The organism is Calditrichota bacterium (genome assembly GCA_014359355.1).
In the GTDB taxonomy this organism is placed as follows: domain Bacteria; phylum Zhuqueibacterota; class Zhuqueibacteria; order JANLFK01; family Oleimicrobiaceae; genus Oleimicrobium.
Window position 1 is genome coordinate 1 of record JACIZP010000013.1, and the last position, 22,101, is coordinate 22,101.

Sequence of the window (22,101 nt, forward strand, 5' to 3'; positions counted from 1 at the left end):
ATGGACATGGACGGAGTCATGGAGGGAGAGCAGCACAACACGTACGACATCGAGTTCTACGGGCCAAACACAATGACCGGCTCCCTCTATCTGGGCGCCCTCAAGGCAGCAGCTGAGATGGCCGAGGCCATGGGCGAACGCCAGGCCGCGACCTTGTATCGCAGGCTCTTCGAACAAGGCAGGGACAAATACGACCGGCTGCTGTGGAACGGACATTACTACCGCCAACAGGTCGAGGTCGCTGAAGGGTTGGAAATCCCAGAGCACCTGCGTATGCCTTCGCCCGGAAGTGCAGCCGCCGCTCGAGAACCCAAGTACCAGTACGGCGAAGGATGCTTGTCCGACCAGCTGCTCGGCCAGTACTTAGCGCACGTGGTGGGGCTCGGCTACGTGCTCCCCCCGGAACACGTGAGGTCCGCCATCAAGTCGGTGTTCGACCACAATTGGCGACGGCCTCTGGGTGACTTTTGCAACGTGCAGCGCGTATACGCCTTGAACGACGAGGCAGGGTTGCTGCTCTGCTCCTGGCCATTTGGCAATCGGCCTCTGCTGCCTTTCGTGTACAGCGACGAGGTCTGGACGGGCATCGAGTATCAAGTGGCTACCACGCTCATCTACAACGGCTGGATTGACGAGGGGCTTTCCATCGTGAAGGGGGCGCGCGACCGCTACGATGGGCTCCGGCGAAATCCTTGGGACGAAATCGAGTGCGGCCACCACTATGCGCGCGCGCTGGCCAGTTGGGCCCTCCTGCTGGCACTCTCCGGGTTTTCTTGTGACGCGGTGACGGGACAGATGAGCTTTGCCCCGGCCATCAACAGCGAAGACTTTGCCTGCTTCTGGTCAACCGGGACGGCCTGGGGAGCGTTTGCACAAACGCGAGGACTTGCCCGCATGAGCGTACTGCACGGCAGCCTCACCCTCAGCCAGCTCTCCTTGTCGCCCGCGGAGCTTTTTCCGTACAAGGCACGCGCTTACGTAAACGGAGTGCCGACCAAGACTCGCGCGGTGCGAAAGGAGGGGCGACTCGAGCTCTCCCTCCCCCGTGTTCAGCTCGTAGCCGGGCAGACTCTGGAGGTCAGGTAGCGCAGCCTAGGCAACGTCGGATAGAAACGGGCACTGCCTTTAGCCGATTTTTGAAGGAGTGCAACAAACTGACCGGAGAGGAGCCTGCGATGGAGATGCCAAGGGAAGTCCGGCAGATCTTGGAGGAGCAGAAATTCGGCGTGTTGTGCACACAGAACCAGGGGACGCCTTACGCAAGTCTGGTGGCGTTTGCCAGCACCCACGACTTGCGTTCGCTGCTCATCGCCACCTCGCGGGCTACGCGCAAATTCGCCAACCTTGTTGCCTGTCCGCGTGCTGCTCTTCTCGTCGACAACCGCACCAATACCGCCGAGGACCTGGACCAAGCCATCGCACTTACCATCACAGGAACCACAAGGGAGGTGCACGATCGCGAGAAGGCGACTCTTGCGGAAGTCTACGCCGCGCGGCATCCGGGCCTGGCAGCCTTCGTTCGCCAGGCCAGCACGGCCCTCATCTGCCTTGAGGTCGAGCGGTACATTGTCGCCAATGGTCTGAGCCGCGGGTACGCGCTGTCGGTAAGGTAGCGGCTGCCCAACACAGCAATGCCATTGCGGGCAGCGCTCGTGACCCTGCAGTGCACGGGAGGACCACAAAGGCAGGAGTCTTCTGGCCGTTGTTGGGCCTTGCGAGTTTCCTTGACTTTTTCTAACTTTAAACAAAACTGCCGCGGTTGCATGGTGAGAGGGGCGATGCGGCCATTGTCCACGGACGGAGGAAGAAGTGAAGAAGGTCCTGGTCCCGATTGCCAACGGCATCGAGGAGCTCGAGGCGGTGACCATCATCGACGTCCTGAGGCGCGCAGGGGCAGAGGTGACCGTAGCCGGGGTTGAGACCCTGCAGGTGGTGGCGTCCCGGGGCACGAAGCTCGTCGCGGACGTCCCGATTGACGAATGCGCAACGCGGACTTTTGACCTCATCGCGCTGCCTGGCGGCATGCCAGGGGCCGAGCACCTTCGCGACTGTGCATTGTTGGCGCGCCTCCTCAAAGAGCAGGCTTCATCCGGGAGGCTTTATGCCGCCATTTGCGCCTCGCCGGTGCTGGTGCTCCACCATCACGGCCTGCTTGCCGGCCGGCGGGCAACTGCGCACCCCTCCCTTGCGCCTCGCCTCCCCAATCAGGAGGCCGTTGAGGAGCGCGTCGTGGTGGACGGCAACTGCGTGACCAGCAGAGGACCGGGCACGGCGCTCGAGTTTGCCCTCACCTTGGTGGAGCTTCTTTTCGGAAAGGAACAAGCAGAGCAGGTTGCCGGGCCCATGTTGGCTTTGTGGCCAAGCTGCACCACATAGCGCGCTTAGGAGAAGGTCCATGGCGGTCTTTCTCGTCCAACACGGCAAGAGCCTCCCTGAGGAAGTTGACCCACAACGCCATCTCTCCCCGGAGGGGGTGCGCGAGGTAGAGCGCATGGCCGCCTGGGCGCAGCGGCACGGGCTGCACGTGGGTCGCATCGTGCACAGCGGCAAGGAACGCGCCCGCCAGACGGCTGAGCTCTTTGCCAGCGTGCTCAACCTGGCCGACGGCATAGAACAGCGCAGCGGCTTAGGGCCCTTAGACGACCCGCGGCCTGTAGCAGCGTGGCTCGAACAGGAAGAGGGAATTATGCTCGTGGGGCACCTGCCCTTCCTTTCGCGCCTCGCAGCGCTCCTGGTGGCAGGCACTCCAGAACCTCCGGTGGTGAGTTTCACCTATGGCGGGATTGTCTGCTTGGAGAGACGGAGCGAAGGCTCTGGATGGCTCCTCGGTTGGGCGGTTACACCTCTGCTGGTGGAGTGAGGCAATGCCTCAGGAAAGGTTGAAGGGCAAGGTCGCAAAAGAAGGCGACGCCCCGGCGCCGGGAGCAACAAACTCCATGGACACAGGGCGGCCGAGCTGGGACGAGTACTTTTTGGACGTCGCCGCGGTGGTAGCCACGCGCTCGTCCTGCCTGCGCACCAAGGTCGGTGCGGTCATCGTCCGCGACCGGGACATCGTCTCCACCGGCTACAACGGCGCGCCTAAGTACCAGCCAAATTGCTTGGAGCTTGGGTCTTGCTACCGCGACACCCATGGCATCCCCTCCGGCACCAAGCTGGAGCTCTGCCGCGCGGTGGGCTCGCACGCCGAATCGAACGCTATCGCCCTGGCGGCCCGCAACGGCCACTCCACCAGAGGCACCACCATGTTCATCGTCGGCCATCGTCACATCTGCAACCAGTGCAAGGCACAGATTGCCAACGCAGGCGTTATCCGCGTGCTCCTGCGCACGCCGGAAGGGGAAGTGCTGGAGTTCTTCCCAGCCAGGGACTGGACGCAACACCCCATCGACCAGGGCGAGCAAGGAGGCACCAGCAAGCCGTAGCGGGCGTTTACGGACCCTCGCTGCTCGGGCGCACCACAGCCGGGAAGCTCACGCCTTCTTGCCAGGACGCAGACTGCCGACAATCAGCACCAAGCCGGCAGCGATCAGGAGGAGCGGCCACCATTCCCCTAAGCCGGTGATCTGCCAGGCGCCAATGGCCATGAGCGCCACCGCGGCAACGAGCCGGCCTGCCGAGCGCTGGCGGTACTGGGGCAGCACGTGGCGGGCAATCACCTCCAAAAGGAGGATGACGCCCAGGCCGAAGAGGAAATACCAGACCCACCCCACACCGGGAGCGAGCACTCCCCGTCTGTCCAAAAGAAAGACGATCCCCAGCCAGACGATAGCCAGGCCACTGACAACACCGGACAGCGCGGCGTGCTGCTGGCCACCACGATGGGCTTCCTGCTCAGCCATAGCGTCACCTCCTCAGAAGAGAGTTCTATCGGATCGACTACTCGCCGATGACCTTTATGACCACCCGTTTGCGGCGCTGTCCGTCGAATTCTGCATAGTAGACCTGCTGCCAGGGTCCCAGGTCCAGGCGTCCATCGGTGATCGGCAGCACCACTTGATGGTGCATGAGCAGGCTCTTGAGGTGGGCGTCACCGTTGTGTTCGCCGGTGCGATGGTGGTGGTAGTCCGGCCCCTCAGGGGCCAGCCGCTGCAGCCATTCCTCGATATCCTGAATGAGCCCGGTCTCGGCGTCGTTGACGTAGACGGCGGCGGTGATGTGCATGGCCGAGACGAGCACCATCCCTTCCTGGACGCCGCTCTTCTGCACCGCCTGTTCCACCTTGTCGGTGATGTTGATATACTCGCGGTGCTTCTTGGTATTGAACCAGAGGTACTCGGTGTAGTGCTTCATGTGCGAATTCTCGACATATCATTCCTAACCGCTGACCAAAGTCGGAACTTCTCCACCACCCCAAAGCAAACACTTGGGCCCTCTGCCCATAAGCTTCGCCCCTTGTGAAAAGCGATTCATGTTTTCAGCCCATGTTTGGACACCGTATCAATGACGTCCTCTAACCAGTTGATGACTTGGGCGACCTCTTCGTCCGTGAGTCTACGAGTGATGCTGCACTTCAAACTCCCGCCAGTTGCCACGAACAAGTTCGTAGCAAGCAATCGATTCCGCAGCCTGTCCAGCTCAGCCTCAGGAATAGCCGTCCTCGCTGCAATGCCCATTCTCTCTCCGCGACGGGGGACATAGTAGATTGACTGCCCTGTCACGGAGCCAAGATTGTAGCAGAACAGCACAGGGATCCGCAAGCCATCCTGTTCCACCCCCAGCGAGAATCCTGTGCTGCCCCAGTGGATGGGCAACTTTCTCCGCGCGGCGAAGTCGAGGATACTCTTGAACACAGGTCTTCCAAACTCGTCAGCATCCGCAAGAAACTCGTCGGGGGTGAGCGTCTTGGCAGGTAACCCCTGGGGACGCTGCGCCCCCGCGGACTCTTCTCCGACGACAATATCTTGGCCCAGCAGTTCGCCAGCCCCCTCTGACTCGAAATACGAGAACTCTACGCATGTGACTTTGATGCCCTTCTTCCTGAGAAACGAGGAAGTCTGTCTTATTGGGCCGCTTATTTCTTGGCCGACGATCACAATACGTTGCTCTTTGTTGAACGCCACCGCCTCGTCTGGGGGCAGATCAAAATACTCCCTGTGATAGTCCGCAAGTGCCAGTGACTCGTCACCAATGTACTGCTGGAATAGCTCGTCCAGTTGCTGAGCATCGAGTTGCTCCACGTAAGAAGCGTATTCGAGGGCCTGGGCCAGCGTCTCCCGTGGTGTACGGCCTCTCTTGAGTTCCACAACAACCACAGCTCCTGAACGATCCAAACCAAGTAAGTCGATGCTGCTGCCCAGGTTCGTGGTAACCTGCCTACCTATGACCAGCAGTTTGCTGTCCTCGAGAATTGCATCAGGGCTCTTTTCCAACCATTCCTCGAGCATCTGTTCTGAGTGTTCGGTCGCAAACTGCTTCTTGGTGAACTCCTTGAATTCGCCGTCTGGACTTACAGCGAAAAGGCGCACGGTCACCTCCTTCTCATGCCGCCTGTGTTCTCTCTACTCCCCCTCCCCACTCATCATCAGCGACTCCCGTTCGAAGAGCGCCTGGTTGAAGGCATCCACAGAGTCAGACATGCGCAAGGCCCGTTCCTGGAGCTCCGCCTCAGAGAGCGCCGTCACATCCAGGTCAGAGATCTCGTCGTCCAGCTCGCTCACCTCTCCGAGCAGCGCCAGCTCACAGCCGTAGATGGACTCTAACAACTCCGCTGGCAGCGCTGTGCTCTCGAAAAAGCTCGATTCAAGGTAGCTGGGCGTGTGCAAGCCTTCGCAAATGGTGCTCAGCTTGCGTTGCAGCCGGCTGAGTGGCTCGGAAAGCTCCGGCGCACCGAGGCTCTGCGCGTGTTCGGCGGCACCATTCAGCCTGCTCGCCAGACCTTCGAGGCGGGAGATGAGATGCGCCCGGAGGAGCTGGTCAGAACTCCTCCGCTCCGCTCTCGACGTGTAGCCCGCGTAGCCAGTGACCTTGGCCTGAATCTGCCGCGGCATGGGCTCTGCCGCCCCTCCTGGTGCTTCCATTGCCTTGTGCTTGCCTCCGCTTTGCCAACGGTTGCCACAACAAAAAGCCGTCACGTTCCAGACCGAACGCGACGGCCAGTGCCAGCCTTGCGCACTCCTTGCCTACCGGCCCGCGGTCAGGAACGACTGCACCGCTGTCACTTCCAGTAACAGCCTCTCCACCATCCGGCGGAAAGTTGTCTATATGAAAAACAAGCGCTGCGTATGCGCGCCATGACTGCAGGCCCAAACCAGCGGCACAGTTCCCGACTCAAGGCCGCAGCTAATTTAGAACTATTTTGCAAAAAGTCAAGATTTTTTTGCGGCCGCGGACCGGCAAAACCCGCGGTGCAGTCCATAAACCCACAGACTGCCATAGGCAGAGGGCGTGAGCTCGAGACGCCTTGTCTCCAGAAATTGCCAAAAGGTGGGCAAGTCATCGTTCACGGCAAGGAGGTCGACGAACTCGCCAGCACCGCGGGCACCGCGGGCGGCGCGACACAGTTGTTGGACGTCGTGTGGCACACGACACGCGAAGACCAGTTCTGGCTTTTGATTGCACCGGCTCCTGATGAGCCCTATGCAGCGAAGAGAGGTAAGATCGGCAGGTCTTAGGTCGAGCTCTTCACAAAGCTCATTGCGCATTGCGATAAACGGGTGCGGCACTCCGGCGAGCACATCCACCTCCGGGTCGATGTGTCCGCCGAAAACATCAAGCAGTCCGGGGAACTCCCCAACGGTGTGGCTACGCCGCATGAGCAGTAGCGCACCGTCCCCGGTGACCACCACCGCACTGACGCCAAGGACCATGGGAAGGTGCTCAGTTCCCCAACGCAGGACGATTTCCTGGCAAAAGGCATTGGCAAAGAGGGCATAGAGGTAGCTGGTCCTGCCAAGGGAGAGGCGGAGGCGGGAGCCCTCCCACGAGAAGTGTCGGAGAAAACAGAGGGGCCCATCGAAGAGAACCGCGCCAGGCCGCGCCTCACTGCGGAGTTGCTGCCAGTGACGGGTTGCGGCGGTGACCATTTCGACCGGATACTGCGCTCCCTGCGCGTCCCATTGCACCTCCAGCTCGTCCTGCGCCAAGGAACATAGAACCAGGACATCCGCCGGCTCCTGGCTCTGCACCGCGGCAGGACCTCCTTTAGGTGCGCTCACCTTCCGCCCCTGCAAAGTGGACGTTCAGGTCGATGCCGCGCGCCGGACAAAAGAAATGGCCCTGACCTCTCAGTGCGAGAGAGACGTGCTGCTTCCGGTTACACGAACACATTGTGCTGTTTGCCCAGATCGCGGGCCGCCGGCGTGACGATGACGCCGGGCTCCACCCGAATCTTCTGTCCCCGGAGGATGGCCTGGCGCACATCGTTCTCGGTAATAACCCTCCGGCCGTTCAGGTTAAAGTTGTAGCGCAGGCTGCTCTGCACAATGTAGACCATGTCGCCGGTCTTCAGCCCTGCGGCGTTTGCCTCGTCAAGGTCGATGTGCATCTGCAGCCGGAAGGTCTCGTCAACGCGAATGAGGACATTCCCAAAAATCACCGTGCGCAACTGCGCGGGGTCTACCCCCGGCTGGACCACAGGTGCCACAAACACCGCATCGCCGTGGCGCACCCCCAACTTGGAGGCGATCTCCGGGTTGACGTGAATGTGGCGTCGCGCCACCACGACATCCTGGTGGAGGGTCACCGAACCTTGCGGCCCGATGAGCACGGCCGCCTGGCCAGGAGGCAAGGGGCCCGCATCGCCCACCGGGCAGTCCAAGCCGAGGCGGTAGGCGTCCGTGCGCGAGACCTCCACCTGCGTGCGGCTGCGCAGCGGCCCTAAGATGCGCATCCGCTCGATGGCTCCCTTCGGCCCGCTAATGGTCACCGTCTGCTCGGAGACGAACTGACCGCACTGGTAGAGCTCTCGTTCCTTGGTCAGCTCAAAGCCCTTGCCGAACAGAATGTCCAGGTGCTCCCGGCATAAGTGGGCGTGGCGGTTGGAAACGCCGACGGGAATCAGTATCCTCTCCACGCTCTCCTCCGCACCGCCTCTCGCAAGTTAGCTGGGGACCGCATTCCCGGTCTTTCACCTCGTCTGGAGAAACTCGGCAACAATACGTTCCACCTCTTCGTCGGTCAAACCGCTACTGCCATAACGCCCTGCCGGCGTAACCGACGGCTGGCGGGCATGGGACTCCGCCTGGGGAGCCTCTTTGCGCGAAATGCCAGCTGCCGGCGTCAGGGCGGCCTGGTAGGCCGCACCCACATTCACCCTGCCGTGCGTGAGCAGTTCAGGGCGCCAATCGGTGCTGCGCTCGGAACGGCGCAACGGCTTTGTCTCGTAGGCAACTCGCTTGATATTCAACAAGTGCATGGGCGTCACGTTGTCGGTGGTGATGTTGCCCCCGTACGTGCCGCACCCCAACATCATCGACGGGTCGAGGTCGGTGGTGATCCCCACTGCCCCGTGCGTTCCTGGGGTATTCACCAAGATGCGGAAGGCAGGCTTCTTGAGGGCAAACTGCATGATCACCTCTTCGTTCCGGGAGTGGATGACCAGCGTGTGGCCGAGCCCGCCGAAATTCAGAATCTCGATGCAGCGCTCGCAGCCGGCCTCCCAGCCATCCGCCACGTAGAAGGCGATCACCGGCGAGAGCTTCTCGATGGAAAGGGGATATTGCGGCCCAACCCCATCCAGCGGGGCAACCAGCATGGTAGTGTCACGCGGCACCGCAATCCCTGCCTTTTGCGCAATGACATAGGCCGGCTGGCCAACGCAATCGGGGCTGACCGTGAGCTCACGCGTCACCAAGGTGGCGCCCACCCTGCGGCACTCTTCCGGGTTGAGGAAGTAAGCCTTGCGCGCCTGTAGCTCGGCGATGACCTGGTCCTTGATGGGCAGATCAGCGATGACCGCCTGCTCCGAAGCGCAGACGGTCCCATTATCAAAGGTCTTGGAGGCAACGATGTCGGCCACCGCCTTACGCACATCTGCGGTGCGCTCGATGAACGCCGGCACGTTGCCCGGCCCCACGCCATAGGCTGGCTTGCCCGCGCTGTAAGCCGCCTTGACCAAACCTGCGCCGCCGGTTGCCAAGATGATGGCCACATCGCGATGGTGCATGAGCTCGTTGGTACCCTGCAGGGTGGAAAGAGTCATGCAGCTGATGAGGCCTGGGGGCGCTCCTGCGCTTTCCGCAGCCTGGCTCATCACCGCTGCGGCGGCATTAGCACAGCGCACCGCGTTGGGGTGAGGCGAAAAAACGATGGCGTTCCTGGCCTTCACCGCAATGAGGGACTTGAAAAGCACCGTGGAGGTGGGATTGGTGACGGGAACAATGCCGGCGATCACCCCCATCGGCTCGGCGATCTCCAAGATGCGCTTGCCCGGCAGTTCGTTGATCACCCCCACCGTCTTCATGTTCTTGATGAGGTTGTAGACATCGCGCGTGGCGAGCTGGTTTTTGGCCACCTTGTCGGCAACCACGCCAAAGCCAGTCTCCTCTACGGCCAGCTGCGCCAGTTGCTCTGCAGCCCTAAAACCGGCATCCGCCATGGCCGCCACCACGCGGTCCACGTCCTTCTGCGAAAACTCCTTGAACTTGAGCTGCGCTTCGCGAGCGCGCACACACAGGTTGCGCGCCTGTTGCATGGATTCCAAATCGCGATCCACGACACCCTCGGCAAGCTATGCGTACAAGAAAAGGTGGGCAAACACCTTGGCATCAGCAAGGACGTTGCTGATGCGGCAATACTCATTGGGCTGGTGCGCGGTCTGGTCAATGGTCTCCCACACCACAGCCGGGAGCCCGGCACGCCGGAAATGGGCGGCCACCGTGCCGCCCCCAATGCCCATCGGCACTGCTTTCACTCCCCGCGTCTCGGCCAGCGCGCGGGTCAATGCTTGCACCACAGGCGCGTCCACCGGCGTGGGCGGCGCTGCATCCTCGCGCTGGGGGAAGAAAAGCTCCACCTTCACGCCAAACTTTGCTTCTACCTCGCGCACTGCCGAGTGCATCCAGGCAATGACGTCGTCCACCCTGTACGCGGGCAATACGCGGCAGTCGAAGTAGAACACATCCTCCCCCGGAATCGTATTGATGTTCGGCACATTGGCTTCTTTTTTGGTGGGCTCAAACGTGCTGGTGGGCGGCGCAAAAACCGGATCGCTCTGCGGAAACGCCTGGTAAAGCCCCTCTAGTTTGACAATCAAGTGTGCCGCAGCCTTGTGCGCATTGATGCCCAAGGCAGGACGTGAGCCATGACACTGCTTGCCGATGGTCTTGAAGCCAACCCAAAGGATGCTTTTCTCGGCGACTTCGACCATAGAACCATCGGCATTGCCGGAGTCGGGCACGATAATGAGGTCTTCGGAGCGGAACAGATCCCGATGATGAGCAAGCACGTACTGCAAGCCGTATTGGCTCCCCGTCTCCTCATCGGCTACCAACACCACGCCGACGTCGTGGGCTGGCCGTAGACCCTGCTCATGGAGCGCGCGCACTGCCAGCAACGAGGCGACCATCCCCTGCTGGTTGTCCTCAACGCCGCGGCCGTACAACAGGTCGCCATCCACGCGCACGCGATACGGATCGCTTTGCCAAAGACTGAGCTCACCGGGTGGCACGATGTCCAAATGCGAAAGCACCCACACAGTGCGACTGCTGTCGGCGCCCCTGAACCTGGCCACCAGGTTTGGTCGATAGCCACACGGCACGCGGGCATCCGGCGCGTTGATCTCCTGGAGCTCGTCCACGGGGAGGGTGCTAAGCAACTTTTTCACATATTCGGCCTTGGCAACTTCACCCTCGCCACCGTTTTCTGGCGACAGGGCGGGTATCGCCGTCAGTTCGCTCTCCAACCTGATGACCTCGTCTCGATACCCGTCAATGCGCGCCACGACCTGCGCAAAAGCATCAGCCTTCATCAGCGCCTCCGCGAGTGAGCTCTCAGACCTACGACGGGCGTCAATATAAGAAATTTGCCGCTCAAATGCAAGGTGATTGCCTGACCCTTCGCTCAGGGTGCCACCTTAACCGACTGCTGGATCAGCGCAGCCGCGGCTGGCCCCTCGTTCATCAGCAGGTCCAGCACAGAAAGACCCGGGACGAACGCCCCAAAGAGTTGGTGGTAGATGGGCTCCACCACATCAACCGGGCGCACAGCCAGGCCCGCGTCGCCAATGCACTCGCTGTCCAAGAGGGGATGCTCGGCCCGGAGCACCAGGTAGGTATCGCAGCCCGAGGCCCGCAATAAATCGACCACCTTTTCAGTTCGTGCCGGGCGTGTCTTGAAACAGGAGGTCAAGCCTTTGGGCGCCTTGAGGCCCAGCTCCTGGGTGAAGAGCTCAATCAGAGTCTGGTTGAGGTCCAGAAGGCTTCCCCAGGAATGCGAGTAGACCTCCTCAAGCGCGCTCTCGTAACGGCCCCAGTAGGGAGCAGGCGCATAGTTGACCATGAGCGAGCGCCAGTGCCGCTTGCGCCACTCATGATACGGGTCGATGCGCACGGCGGCGATGCTTTGGCCCTGGCGGCCCTTGGTCAGCACCGGCACGGTGAGCCACTGAGCCCCGATCGCCGTTTTGATGCGCGCGCGATTCAGATTGCCGCGAGTTGAGTATTGCAGGTCATCGGCCAAGAGGACCACATCGGCGGCGGCCAGCATGGCAAAGAGGGGGATGCCGGGAAGGTACCCCGGCTGAAGGACAGCAAGCGTCATACAGCTTTCGTGCGTCGGATTCTCATCAACACTGGGTCGGCAAGAGCTCCCTGTAGAGCTGCAGCAGCCGTGCCTCCTCATTCTCCCAGCGATAGAGGGCATGCACTGTCTTACGCCCAGCAAGGCCCATCCGCCTGGCCACACGCGGGTGGTCGAGCAGGTAGGTAATAGCCTCGGCATGAGCGCGCGCGTCGTCAGGCCTCACCAGCAGGCCACAGCCTGCCTTGCCTATCACATGGCGTAGCGACGGGAGGTCGCTGGCCACGATGGGCAAGCCACAGGCCATGTACTCGAAGACCTTGTTGGGGAAAAACATCCGCAGCGTCTGTTCGTTCTCTTGCCAAGGCACCAGCGCAATGCGCGCCTTGAGCAGCTCGCGTGGGATCTCTTCGTGCGGGCGGTACTCGAGGAACTCCATGACATCAGCCACGCCCTGTTCCTGGGCGTAGCGCAGAACCTCCGTCTTCACCTTCTCCTCGTTGAAAGAGCCGATGGCCACCAAGCGCACGCCCCTCCGCAAGACCCTGAGCTCGCGCATGATGTCCACCAGCATCCTGGCGCCCTTGACCACGGTCAGACCACCTACGTAGATGAGGCGGTTCTCCTTCGCGGGCGCCGCCCGGAACGCCTCGTCAAAAGGCTCTAGCCGCGGGAAGTTGCGCACCAGCAGGGTCCGACAACCGTGGCTGCGAAACCTGTCCTCCTGGTCGGGCACCACGCAGACCACCGCGTCCAGACGCCGCGCCAAAAGCGGCTCGAACACAGCCACCGCCTTGGCAAGGTAGGGCTTGAAAAAGGCCGGATACCAGACGCGCTCAAAAGCCGTCTCGGGGAAATTCTCGTGACAGTCGTAGATGACCGGCCGCCGGTAGAGCCATTTGATGAGCACGCCTCCGGGGAGCAGCTCCGGGTCGTGGAAATGGTACAGATCCGCCCGCTGGCGAATGGCCAAGCGGACAAACGTGGCGGTGTGGGCTATGCGTTGCAGGCGATTCTTGGCTCGTGGAACCCCCTTGATCAGCACCCCCCTCTCCATCCGCTGGTGGAAATCCGCGTGGGCGATGAGCACCACCCGATAACCCGCGTGCGCTATGCCGCATGCCTCGCGGTGGAAGACACGCACGTCAAACGGGCGGTGCACCGTGGTGAAATGGCACACAGTTGGCATGAGGCAGGCGGGCTCACTCACACGCAGAACCCACCTCGAGACGATCGCCCCCGCGTGCAGGAACGATGACCCGCAGAGCCTTCGGGTCGATGGACACGCGCAAATGGGTGCCCCCCTCCACCGGCTCGCCGTCCACATGGAAATACCCCGGCCGCTCCCGCACTATCTCCACCTCTGTCGAGCGATAGTTCTCATAGTGACGCACCCTGTCGATCTTGCCGGTGAAGAGCTTGGGGAGATGAAACAGCGCCTGGCCAAGGTTGACCTTGTGGATGATGCAAATGTCAAACAGCCCGTCGTCAGGCTGGGCGTGGGGAGCGATGATGGCGCCATTGCCCCACTGCTGCGTGTTGGCAACGGTGACCAAGAGTGCCGGTACGGTGATCTGGCGGTCGGCAAAGCGCAGAATAAAAGTCTCCGGTTCATAGCTAAAGAACTCGCGCACGCCGAGGTAAAAGTAGGGGAGCGGGCCGCGGAGGCTCTGGTCGTCGAACAGCTTGCCCACCACCGCGTCGAAGCCCAGTCCGGCCACCACAAAAAAGTAGCGGTCCCTGATGCGCCCCGCATCGATGGTGCGCACCGTCCCGCCTTCCAGGAGCAGCTGGCACGAACGCCTGATGCTGATGGGTATGCCCAGTCCTCGCGCCAAGCCGTTCCCTGAGCCTATGGGCACGATGCCCAAGGGAAGTCGGCTGTGCAGCAGCCCGCGTGCGGCAGCGTTTACCGTGCCATCCCCGCCAATAGCCACGACCGCATCGAATCCCTCGCGCTCGGCGGCCGAGGCCAACTCCACAGCGTGGTCCTTGTATTCGACGTTGTAGACCTCATAGCGAAAGGGAGCCCGCCGCAGGCACTCGTCCACAATGCGCAACACCAGGTGCGTGTGCCGCAGCAACCCAGCCTTTGGGTTGAAGATGAGTTTGACCCTTTTCAGATTCATGATCGGTCGTCTCCTTTCGGAGGCTTGAAGCTTTTTCGGAACCGGCCGGCCCCTGTTCTCCTCACCCTTCAACAGGCCGCTGAAGGGCCTGTGCCCTTTTGCCCGGCTTTGCGCAGCACGTACAGCCACTGGCTGCACGACGCGTGCACCTTCACCAGCACGAAACCCGCGGCAGTTGCGGCGCGACTAAATGACTCGTGAGTGTGCGCGTACAGTCGATGCCCCAAGGCCCGGCGCATGAGCATGAGCAGGTTTGCCGGCGAGGTCGACACCAATGCCGCACCTCCCGGGCGCAAGGACTTGGCTATCTCGCTCAGTAGACCCGACGCCTCGGACAGATACTCAGCCAGCCCTACACAGGTCACCAGCACGAAGCACCCGGGTCGGAACGGCAGCGCCAGCGCGTCGCCGCGCACGAATCGCACCTCGGGCAGTCGCCTCTTGGCCCAGCCCAACATCGCCGGCGAGCTATCCAGTCCGTACCATCGGTAATCGCCGATGAGCGAGGCGATGCTGTCGCCGGTGCCTGTGGCAATGTCCAGGGCGCGGCCTTCCATTTTGGGCACTTCCGCAAGGGCTCGCCTGAGGAGGGCCCGTTCCCGACTTGCTATGATCCCAAATGGCGGCAAACGTCGGAAACGACGATAGAGATGGGCCTTCAGGTCCCAGAGGGCGCCTCGGCAGCCGCCTGCGGCAAGTCTACTCTCGCGCATCCACGAACAGGTCCACGAAGGCGAAGCGCTCGACGTCTACCAAGCCGCGATCGGTGAGTTTCAGCTTAGGCACCACGGGCAGCGCTAAGAAGCTCATGGTCATAAAAGGGTCGGCCATCTTGGCACCCAGCGCTCGCGCCGCCTCGTTCACCCGTTTGGTGGCTGCGCTCACCTCTTCCAGCGGTCGGTCAGACATTAACCCGCCGATGGGCAGTTGCAGTGCCTCTTTCACTTCGCCGTCGGCAACGACGACCAGCCCGCCTCCCATCTTGTTCACGTGAATCACAGCACGGGCGATGTCGCGGTCGTCAACGCCGAACACGATGACGTTGTGCGCATCGTGGGCGATGGAGGAGGCCAACGCCCCCTTGCGTAGGCCAAAGCCTCGCACCAAGCCCTTGCCGATGTTGCCGGAGGCGCGGTGGCGCTCCACCACGTAGCAACGCAGTAGGTCCCGTTCCGGTTCCGACACCACCTCGCCGTCCCGGATGGGCGCCTCTTCCACCAGCGACTCGGTGACGATCTGGTCCGGCACTACCCCCATCACTCGGCACTTGTTGCCCCGCGCCGGGATAACGAACTCCCCTCCTTCCAGCCATTTGATGTTCATGGAGCTGCGCACTTGCGCCGGGGGCCGCACAGGCATCTCGTAAATGGCTTTGCCGTCTTCGGCCACGAGCCGCCCGTTCTTGAACACCTTCTTGATGGCAAAATGCTCAAAGTCGTCAAACACCACAAGATCGGCGGTGCGCCCCGGCGCGATCGCCCCCAGACGGCGCAGACCAAAGTATTCGGCCGTGTTAATGGTGGCCAATCGGATAGCCGTGACCGGTGGCAGGCCCTCGGCAATGGCCGTCTTGATCATGTAGTTGATGTGCCCTTCTTCCAAGATGTCGTTGGGGTGGCGGTCGTCGGTGACGAACATGCAGCGACGCTCATTCTCCGGCGTCACCAAAGGGAGCAACGCGCGCAGGTTCCTGGTGCCGGTGCCTTCCCTGATCATGATGTGCATGCCCAGGCGCAACTTTTCGCGCGCCTCCTCCACGGTGGTACATTCGTGGTCGGACCGGATGCCCATGGCGATGTAGGTGTTCAGGTCGCGGCCGCTCAGGCCTGGGGCGTGGCCGTCCATCCGTTTATCCTCGACAATCTTCAGCTTGTCCAGCACATCTTCCTCGCCGGCCAGCACGCCACCGAAGTTCATCATCTCGCCCAAACCGAGCACCCATTTCTCGCGGAGGAAGGGGAAGATGTCGAAGGCGCGGAGCACAGAACCCGTAGACTCCAGGTTTGTGGAGGGGATGCACGAGGGAAGCATGAAGAAGACGTTCAGCGGATTGTACTTGCTGGCGTCCATCATGTAGCGGATCCCCTCGTAGCCCAGCACGTTGGCGATCTCGTGCGGGTCGGCCACCACCGAGGTGGTACCCAGCGGCACCACTGCCCTGGCGAACTGCGGCACTTCCACCATGGAGCTCTCGATGTGGATGTGGCCATCAATGAACCCGGGTGCCAGGTAAAGCCCCCGCAGGTCGATCGTTTCGCGCGCCTCGTACGCCTGTCCCACTGCAAGGATGGTGTCGCCCAAGATGGCAACGTCGGCCTCATAGATTTCGCCAGAGAGCACGTTGACCACCTTGCCGTTGCGCAACAGCAGGTCTACCGGCACCTCGCCTCGGTGGGCGCTCAGAATCCGCTCCAATGGTACCATGCCAGCCTCCCTTCCCGCTTTACCGCATCTTCCGAAGAAGGCGGCTGCTTTCCTCTTCAGCTCTTTTCACGACTTCTTCCTCGTCCACCACCAGCACGCGGCCCTCGTCCACTACGATTTTGCCTTCGATGATGACCGTGCGCACGTCCGATGAGCGGCACGCAAAAACAATCTGGCCGTAGATATCGTGGCCAGGGCTGTTGTGGGGTCGGTGCACGTCGACCAAAATCAGGTCGGCCTTCTTGCCCACCTCGATGCTTCCGATCTGGTCGGCCAGACCCAGGGCGCGCGCCCCGCCCAGGGTTGCCATCTCCACCACCGCCTGCGCCGGTAGGGCCCCTGCGCCAAGCCGCGGCCCTTGGATGAGGGCAGCCAAGCGCATCTCTATGAAGGCATCGAGGTTGTTGTTGCACGCAGCGCCATCTGACCCAAGGGCTACATTGATCCCCATTCCGCGCATCTCCGGCACCTTGGCGACGCCGGAGCCCAACTTGAGGTTGGCGGTCGGGCAGTGCAAGACGTGTGTTCCAGTCTGGCGCAAGATAGCCATCTCCTCCTCATCAAGCCAAATGCAGTGCGCCAGGCACACGTGCGGGCCTGTGAGACCAAGCTCGTGCAGGTAGGCAACGTTGCCCTTGCCGGTCATGGCGCCCACCCGGGCGACTTCGTCACGATGTTCGGCTGCGTGGCTATGCACGCCCACCTTGTGCCGCCGCGCCTCCTCCGCCACCCGGCGGTGCAATTCGGCAGAGCTGGACAGCGCAAAGCGTGGCGCAAAAGCATAGCGCAGGCGTCCGTCTGCGGCGCAGTGCCAGCGGCGCAACAACGCCAGGCTTTCCTCGAGGGCGGCGGGTAGCTCCTCACAAAGCGACGGAGGGATCTCGTCGCGGCAGTCCATCATTGCCTTGCCGCTGGTGGCGCGCAGCCCCAAAGCCTCCAGCTCGCTAAACACGACCTCGGTGTGGTGCACGCTGCCCATGTCCAGTACGCACGTGGTCCCGCCACGCAGAAGCTCGGCTATGCCCAGCCGCACAGAAGCACGCATGGAGCGTTCATCGTGCAGCGCCTCCAGGGGCAAGATCCAAAAGCGAAGCCAGTCCAGGAGCGGCATACCGTCTGCCACATTGCGAAAGAGCGTCTGGCAGAGATGGACGTGCGCCTGCACCAATCCAGGGAGCAGGGCGCACCCCTCGGCGTCGATCTCCCGCCTGCCGCGCACTGCTACGGCCCCCACGGCGGCAATGGTGCTCCCCTCGATGGCCACATCCCCGGTGAACACCTCCCGCCGCTCGTTCATGGTCACCACCGTGGCGTTGCGCACAACGATGTCCACCTTGGCGGTCACCTTCAGCCCGCTCTCCTCAACTCGGCAGCGATCGCCTGGACGACCGCCGAGAGAAACTGGTTGAATCGCAGACGCACCTGTTCGGCCACAGCAGTAACCTCATCGTGCGACAAGGGCTGCGCAGCGAGCCCAGTAGCCAAATTGGTAATGCAGGAGATCCCCAACACCCTGATGCCTCGCTGTCGAGCAACAATAACCTCGGGCACGGTGGACATGCTGGCGGCGTCCACGCCGATGCGTCGCAACATCCTGACCTCGGCGGCCGTCTCGTAACTGGGCCCCTGAAGCCAGCAGAAGACCCCCTGCTGCACCCGGATGCCCAGCTGCAGGGCGACTTGCCGGGCTATTTCCAGGAATTGGCGGTCATACGGCTGCGACATGTCCGGAAAACGAGGGCCGAGCTGCTCCTCCGCTGGCCCCATCAATGGGTTCGCGAAGCCCAAGTTGATGTGGTCCACAATCAGCATCAGGTCACCGGGAGAAAAGGACGGATTGACACCCCCAGAGGCTGTGGTCACCACCAGGGCCTTGGCTCCCAATTCCGCCAGGAGCTGCACCGGGTAACCCACCTGTTGAATGGCATACCCCTCGTAGAAGTGGATACGCCCTTGCATCACCAGGACGCGGACATCGGCCACTTCGCCGTACACCCACCGGCCGGCATGTCCCGGCACCGTGGAGCGCGGATAGTGAGGTATGGCGCTGGTCGGGACGGAGATGCTCTTGCGCACGAGGTCGGCAAAGCTTCCCAATCCAGAGCCAAGGATGACCGCCACCTCGGGTGTGCCTATGCCGGCCTCGCGTAGCACAGCAATGGATTCGTGGAGTTTTTCGCGCAGCCCTCTACTCATGACTTCTCGCCGGCTAGAACAGAAGCCCGGCAATAGTGGCGGTCATCCACGAGGCCAACGCGCCGGCGACCATGGCGCGCAGCCCAACCTTCGCCAACTCGGGCCGTCTGTTCGGCGCCAAGGCGCCAATGCCCCCAATCTGGATGCCGATGGAGGAGAAATTGGCAAAGCCGCACAGCGCGTAGGTTGCAATCAAAGTCGCCTTGGGGGACAAATTGGCTGCAGCCACGTGCTTGCTCAGTTCCGCGTAAGCCACGAACTCGTTGGCAGCAACCTTGATCCCCAAGAGGTTGCCCACAGCAGCAGCCTCTTTCCACGGCACGCCCATCACGAAGGCCAAGGGGGAAAAGATGGCCCCAAACAGGGCACGCAGGCTGCCGGGAAAAATCCCTCGAAACTCCTTTGCCTGCGCGTTGTACACACCTCCGAGCAGCCGCCCGTCGACGAGCTTGTCCCCGAAGGCCAGCACCACATCTACCAGGCCGATGAGGGCGATGAAGGCGATGAGCATGGCGCCCACATTGGCGGCCAGCTTCAGCCCATCGGTCACGCCGCGCGCCGCAGCGTCCAACAGGTTGTCGCCCCGCGGAATTGGCGGCAAGCGCACGTCGCCAGCGGTGACGGAATGCTCCGTCTCCGGCAGGAAGATCTTTGCCATGACGAGCGCGGCCGGGGCGGACATCACGCTGGCCGTAATCAAGTAGCCGGGGTCGATGCCCATGCGGATGTAGCCGGCCATCACTCCGCCGGCAATGGTCGCGAAACCGCCCACCATCACGGCATGCAGTTCCGAGATGGTGAGGCGATCCAAGAATGGGCGGATGAGCAACGGCGCCTCGGTCTGCCCCACGAAAATGTTCGCTGAACAGGACAGCGTCTCTGCTCCTGAGGTGCCCATGGTCCATCGCATGAAGCGCGCCATCATCACCACCACGGCCTGCATCACGCCCAGGTAGTAGAGAATCGCCATCACCGCGGAAAAGAAGATGATGGTGGGGAGCACCGAAAAGGCGAACTGCACACCAAACTGATCAAAGAACTCGGCTTTGGCCAGATTGCCGAACAGAAAGGTGGCGCCGAGGTCGCTGAGCTTGAGGAATTTTGCCACCTGGTCGGCCAGCACCTGCATGACGGTCTGGCCGTAGATGCCGCGCCTGACAAGCACGCCCAGCCCAAGGGTCAGAACCGCGCCGCTGGCATAGCGCACGAGCTGGGGTCGTTTGCAGGCATGGAGCACGATGCCGGCCAACACAAGGACCACCACCAGGGGAACGGCCACGTGAAGTTTGTCTAACAAGTAACCTACTGCCACAACGGCCGCGCCCCCCGCAGCGATCAAAGCAGCTGGACCAGCAGCCTTGCCCCACTGACCAGGCGTGAGGGCAGTGTCCGTGAACACGTAGAGCAGCACGAGCACCAGGAACACATACATCCCCACCCAGCTCAGTGCATTCTGGCTGAGGATGATGATTGCAAAAAGCACCTGGAGGGCGATGCCCCACGTGACTACTCGCAGGCGAATGCGCCGCCGGTTCTTAGAAAAGAGCACGCCGATGCCAAGCAGTATCGCGAGTCCGAGCAGGCCGATCCAACGCATGATGGCTTCATCCCTCCTGCGGCGGTTCGAAGCAATGCCGGCAACGGGCCTCGTACACGTCCTCGGCGCCCACCAGCACGCGCTCCTTGGCCTGGGTAATGCGCTGCGTGCGATTCGCCGGGTTGCCACACTTGACGCAAATGGCCAACGTCTTGGTGATGTACTCGGCCACGGCCAGCAGCTGCGGAATAGGCTCGAAGGGTTTGCCCCGATAGTCCTGATCCAGGCCGGCGACAATCACGCGCTTGCCCTGCGCTGCCAGTGTTTCGCAGACTGCCACCAACTCCTCATCAAAGAACTGCGCCTCGTCGATACCCACCACCTGTGCCCGTGCCGATTTTTCTAAGATCTCGCTGGCGCTGGACACCGCAGTGGAGGGAATGCGCTGCTCATCGTGGGACACAATGTGGTCGCTCGAGTAACGGTCGTCGATGCGCGGCTTGAAAATGGCCACCTTCTGGCGGGCGATCTGCGCTCGCCTAATGCGGCGAATCAGCTCTTCGGTCTTGCCGCTGAACATGGGACCACAGATGACCTCAATCCAACCAACGTTGCGTGGGGCGATGGTGAGCATGTGGCTACTCCTGGTTAGCTAAGGCTTTCCTGCTGGCGAGCTCCTCTTCGATGCGCCGCACCAGCGCCTCAATGCCGCCCAAGTCCTTACCGCAGCCGTCAATCACCACGTCGGCAAACTGGCGGGACGGTTCCACATAGGCCTGGTGCATCGGGCGCACTGATTGGGCAAATTGCGCCCGTACCGACTCCTCCGTACGCCCGCGTTTGGCAACGTCACGAGCCAGGCGGCGCTGAAAGCGCACCTCCTCCGGAGCTTCCACAAAGACGCGGATGTCGCACAGAGCGCGCAGGCGGGCATCGTGCAAGACAAGAATTCCCTCTACCAGTATCACTTCGGCGGGCGAGAGCGGCACAGTCTCTCGCCGGCGCGTGTGGAGAGCAAAGTCATAGACCGGCCTCTGGACGGTGTTCCCGCGCATGAGTTCCTGCAAATGGCGGACGAGCAGTGCAAAGTCAATGGCTTCGGGGTGGTCGAAATTGCGCCGGGCACGTTCGGCAAGAGGTATGGCGCTCAAGTCGGCGTAGTACCAGTCCTGCGCCATGCGCACGCAGCGCTCCCTCCCCAGCCGCTCCATGAGGCGGTGCACCAAATACCCCTTGCCGGCCCCCGAGCCGCCAGCAATCCCCACCACCACCGGCCTATGCACCAGGCTCGTCATCGTTCATCCCTCGCGCAAGAAGTGGTTGTCAAAGGCCTCGGGGAAGAGGTCGCGAAGCTGAAAGTGCTTCCGTCGGCCGGAGCGCGTGGCTAAGACGACCTCCAGGCGCGGGGCATAGTCCCACAAGAGCTGTCGGCAGGCCCCACAGGGTGGGCAAAAGTCGTCGAGGTCCGTGACAATGGCGATGCTCACGAATTCGCGGCGGCCTTCTGAGATGGCTTTGCCTAAGGCCACCCGCTCCGCGCAGAGCGTGAGGCCGTAGCTGCTGGATTCCACGTTGCAGCCGGTGTAGATGGTGCCGTCAGCGGCCAGGAGGGCAGCGCCCACGGCAAAGCCGGAGTACGGGGTTACCGCCCGTTCCTTGGCTTCTCTTGCCCGGGCGATGAGTTCATCTACTACTGCTTTCTTCCTACGCACGACGGTGGCTCTTTGGTAGACGCCGCTCAATAGCAAGAATCCGAGACCGACCGATCCCGGATTCTTGCTCTCCACCCAGCGACACGCACGGCGATGCGCCGACTTGACGCGCCTCCTCAGAACGGTAGATCATCACCTTCGGGTGGTGGCGCTCCGATGTCGGTGACATCAGCCGGCGGCAGCTCTGGCGCTGCCTCGGCCTCCCTTCTGCCGAGAATCTGCATGTTGAGACCGACTATGTCGGTGGCAAACCGCTTCACCCCGTCCTTGTCCTCCCAGGAGCGGGTCTGCAAGCGCCCTTCCACGTACACCTGCATCCCCTTCTTCAAGTACTGACCCGCCACCTCAGCCAACTTGCGCCAGAGCACGACGCGATGCCACTCTGTCCGTTCCTGAGTGTTGCCCTCGTTGTCTTTCCAGACCT

Annotated in this window: 25 protein-coding genes; 5 read left to right on the forward strand and 20 right to left on the reverse strand. The window is 62.0% G+C overall.

Annotated features, from left to right (window positions below; genetic code table 11):
* The first annotated feature begins 18 nt into the window (after window positions 1–18).
* The 5 genes from H5U38_00550 to H5U38_00570 all read left to right on the forward strand — a co-directional run bounded on the left by H5U38_00550 (window position 19) and on the right by H5U38_00570 (window position 3,425).
* Window positions 19–1,086, forward strand: a complete 1,068-nt coding sequence (locus H5U38_00550) for a hypothetical protein (protein MBC7185501.1) — start codon at window positions 19–21, stop codon at window positions 1,084–1,086.
* Window positions 1,087–1,175: 89 nt separating this feature from the next.
* On the forward strand, window positions 1,176–1,613 hold the full coding sequence (locus H5U38_00555; protein MBC7185502.1) for a pyridoxamine 5'-phosphate oxidase family protein: 438 nt from the start codon (window positions 1,176–1,178) through the stop codon (window positions 1,611–1,613).
* Window positions 1,614–1,809: 196 nt separating this feature from the next.
* Window positions 1,810–2,376 carry a DJ-1/PfpI family protein gene (locus H5U38_00560; GenBank protein MBC7185503.1) on the forward strand — a complete coding sequence of 189 codons (567 nt, stop codon included), beginning with the start codon at window positions 1,810–1,812 and terminating at the stop codon, window positions 2,374–2,376.
* Window positions 2,377–2,395: 19 nt separating this feature from the next.
* Entirely contained in the window at window positions 2,396–2,860 is a 465-nt protein-coding gene (sixA, locus tag H5U38_00565; protein MBC7185504.1) for a phosphohistidine phosphatase SixA, read from the forward strand.
* 76 nt (window positions 2,861–2,936) lie between these two features.
* The gene (locus tag H5U38_00570; GenBank protein ID MBC7185505.1) at window positions 2,937–3,425 is read left to right on the forward strand and encodes a dCMP deaminase family protein; all 489 of its coding nucleotides are present in this window, start codon (window positions 2,937–2,939) and stop codon (window positions 3,423–3,425) included.
* A gap of 48 nt (window positions 3,426–3,473) precedes the next feature.
* Here the strand turns inward: H5U38_00570 and H5U38_00575 are convergent, their stop codons facing one another.
* The 20 genes from H5U38_00575 to H5U38_00670 all read right to left on the reverse strand — a co-directional run.
* Complete coding sequence (locus tag H5U38_00575) at window positions 3,474–3,842, reverse strand: hypothetical protein (protein MBC7185506.1); 369 nt, start codon at window positions 3,840–3,842, stop codon at window positions 3,474–3,476.
* Window positions 3,843–3,879: 37 nt separating this feature from the next.
* A complete protein-coding gene (locus H5U38_00580) occupies window positions 3,880–4,293 on the reverse strand; it encodes a YjbQ family protein (GenBank protein ID MBC7185507.1) in 414 nt (137 codons plus the stop codon).
* A 116-nt stretch (window positions 4,294–4,409) separates the two neighbouring features.
* Window positions 4,410–5,468, reverse strand: a complete 1,059-nt coding sequence (locus tag H5U38_00585; GenBank protein MBC7185508.1) for a hypothetical protein — start codon at window positions 5,466–5,468, stop codon at window positions 4,410–4,412.
* Window positions 5,469–5,501: 33 nt separating this feature from the next.
* The gene (locus H5U38_00590) at window positions 5,502–5,990 is read right to left on the reverse strand and encodes a hypothetical protein (protein ID MBC7185509.1); all 489 of its coding nucleotides are present in this window, start codon (window positions 5,988–5,990) and stop codon (window positions 5,502–5,504) included.
* Window positions 5,991–6,308: 318 nt separating this feature from the next.
* Window positions 6,309–7,157: an NUDIX hydrolase gene (locus tag H5U38_00595; GenBank protein MBC7185510.1), complete on the reverse strand. Its 849-nt coding sequence runs from the start codon at window positions 7,155–7,157 to the stop codon at window positions 6,309–6,311.
* Between the two features lie 98 nt (window positions 7,158–7,255).
* On the reverse strand, window positions 7,256–8,014 hold the full coding sequence (gene pduL / locus H5U38_00600; protein ID MBC7185511.1) for a phosphate propanoyltransferase: 759 nt from the start codon (window positions 8,012–8,014) through the stop codon (window positions 7,256–7,258).
* A gap of 54 nt (window positions 8,015–8,068) precedes the next feature.
* Window positions 8,069–9,634, reverse strand: a complete 1,566-nt coding sequence (locus H5U38_00605; protein ID MBC7185512.1) for an aldehyde dehydrogenase family protein — start codon at window positions 9,632–9,634, stop codon at window positions 8,069–8,071.
* 36 nt (window positions 9,635–9,670) lie between these two features.
* Window positions 9,671–10,909 (reverse strand): M20 family metallo-hydrolase, encoded by a 1,239-nt coding sequence (locus tag H5U38_00610; GenBank protein ID MBC7185513.1) that lies wholly within the window; start codon window positions 10,907–10,909, stop codon window positions 9,671–9,673.
* 92 nt (window positions 10,910–11,001) lie between these two features.
* Window positions 11,002–11,700: a WbqC family protein gene (locus H5U38_00615; GenBank protein ID MBC7185514.1), complete on the reverse strand. Its 699-nt coding sequence runs from the start codon at window positions 11,698–11,700 to the stop codon at window positions 11,002–11,004.
* Window positions 11,701–11,725: 25 nt separating this feature from the next.
* The gene (locus tag H5U38_00620) at window positions 11,726–12,889 is read right to left on the reverse strand and encodes a glycosyltransferase family 4 protein (protein ID MBC7185515.1); all 1,164 of its coding nucleotides are present in this window, start codon (window positions 12,887–12,889) and stop codon (window positions 11,726–11,728) included.
* On the reverse strand, window positions 12,882–13,808 hold the full coding sequence (locus tag H5U38_00625; GenBank protein ID MBC7185516.1) for a diacylglycerol kinase family lipid kinase: 927 nt from the start codon (window positions 13,806–13,808) through the stop codon (window positions 12,882–12,884). Before H5U38_00625 ends, H5U38_00620 begins: the two co-directional genes overlap by 8 nt.
* Window positions 13,809–13,876: 68 nt before the next feature.
* Entirely contained in the window at window positions 13,877–14,521 is a 645-nt protein-coding gene (locus H5U38_00630; protein ID MBC7185517.1) for a class I SAM-dependent methyltransferase, read from the reverse strand.
* On the reverse strand, window positions 14,508–16,232 hold the full coding sequence (ade, locus tag H5U38_00635) for an adenine deaminase (GenBank protein MBC7185518.1): 1,725 nt from the start codon (window positions 16,230–16,232) through the stop codon (window positions 14,508–14,510). The genes H5U38_00630 and ade overlap by 14 nt, the downstream gene beginning before the upstream one ends.
* 19 nt (window positions 16,233–16,251) lie before the next feature.
* Window positions 16,252–17,565: a 5'-deoxyadenosine deaminase gene (locus H5U38_00640; GenBank protein ID MBC7185519.1), complete on the reverse strand. Its 1,314-nt coding sequence runs from the start codon at window positions 17,563–17,565 to the stop codon at window positions 16,252–16,254.
* Between the two features lie 14 nt (window positions 17,566–17,579).
* Window positions 17,580–18,428 (reverse strand): purine-nucleoside phosphorylase, encoded by an 849-nt coding sequence (locus H5U38_00645; protein ID MBC7185520.1) that lies wholly within the window; start codon window positions 18,426–18,428, stop codon window positions 17,580–17,582.
* A gap of 13 nt (window positions 18,429–18,441) precedes the next feature.
* Window positions 18,442–20,025 carry a NupC/NupG family nucleoside CNT transporter gene (locus tag H5U38_00650; protein MBC7185521.1) on the reverse strand — a complete coding sequence of 528 codons (1,584 nt, stop codon included), beginning with the start codon at window positions 20,023–20,025 and terminating at the stop codon, window positions 18,442–18,444.
* Between the two features lie 7 nt (window positions 20,026–20,032).
* Window positions 20,033–20,599, reverse strand: coding sequence for a thymidine kinase (locus H5U38_00655; protein MBC7185522.1), 567 nt, complete (start codon window positions 20,597–20,599; stop codon window positions 20,033–20,035).
* A 4-nt stretch (window positions 20,600–20,603) separates the two neighbouring features.
* On the reverse strand, window positions 20,604–21,260 hold the full coding sequence (udk, locus tag H5U38_00660; protein MBC7185523.1) for a uridine kinase: 657 nt from the start codon (window positions 21,258–21,260) through the stop codon (window positions 20,604–20,606).
* A gap of 3 nt (window positions 21,261–21,263) precedes the next feature.
* Window positions 21,264–21,677 (reverse strand): cytidine deaminase, encoded by a 414-nt coding sequence (locus H5U38_00665; GenBank protein MBC7185524.1) that lies wholly within the window; start codon window positions 21,675–21,677, stop codon window positions 21,264–21,266.
* 116 nt (window positions 21,678–21,793) lie between these two features.
* Window positions 21,794–22,101: single-stranded DNA-binding protein (locus H5U38_00670; protein ID MBC7185525.1), on the reverse strand; the 308-nt coding region annotated here is incomplete at its 5' end.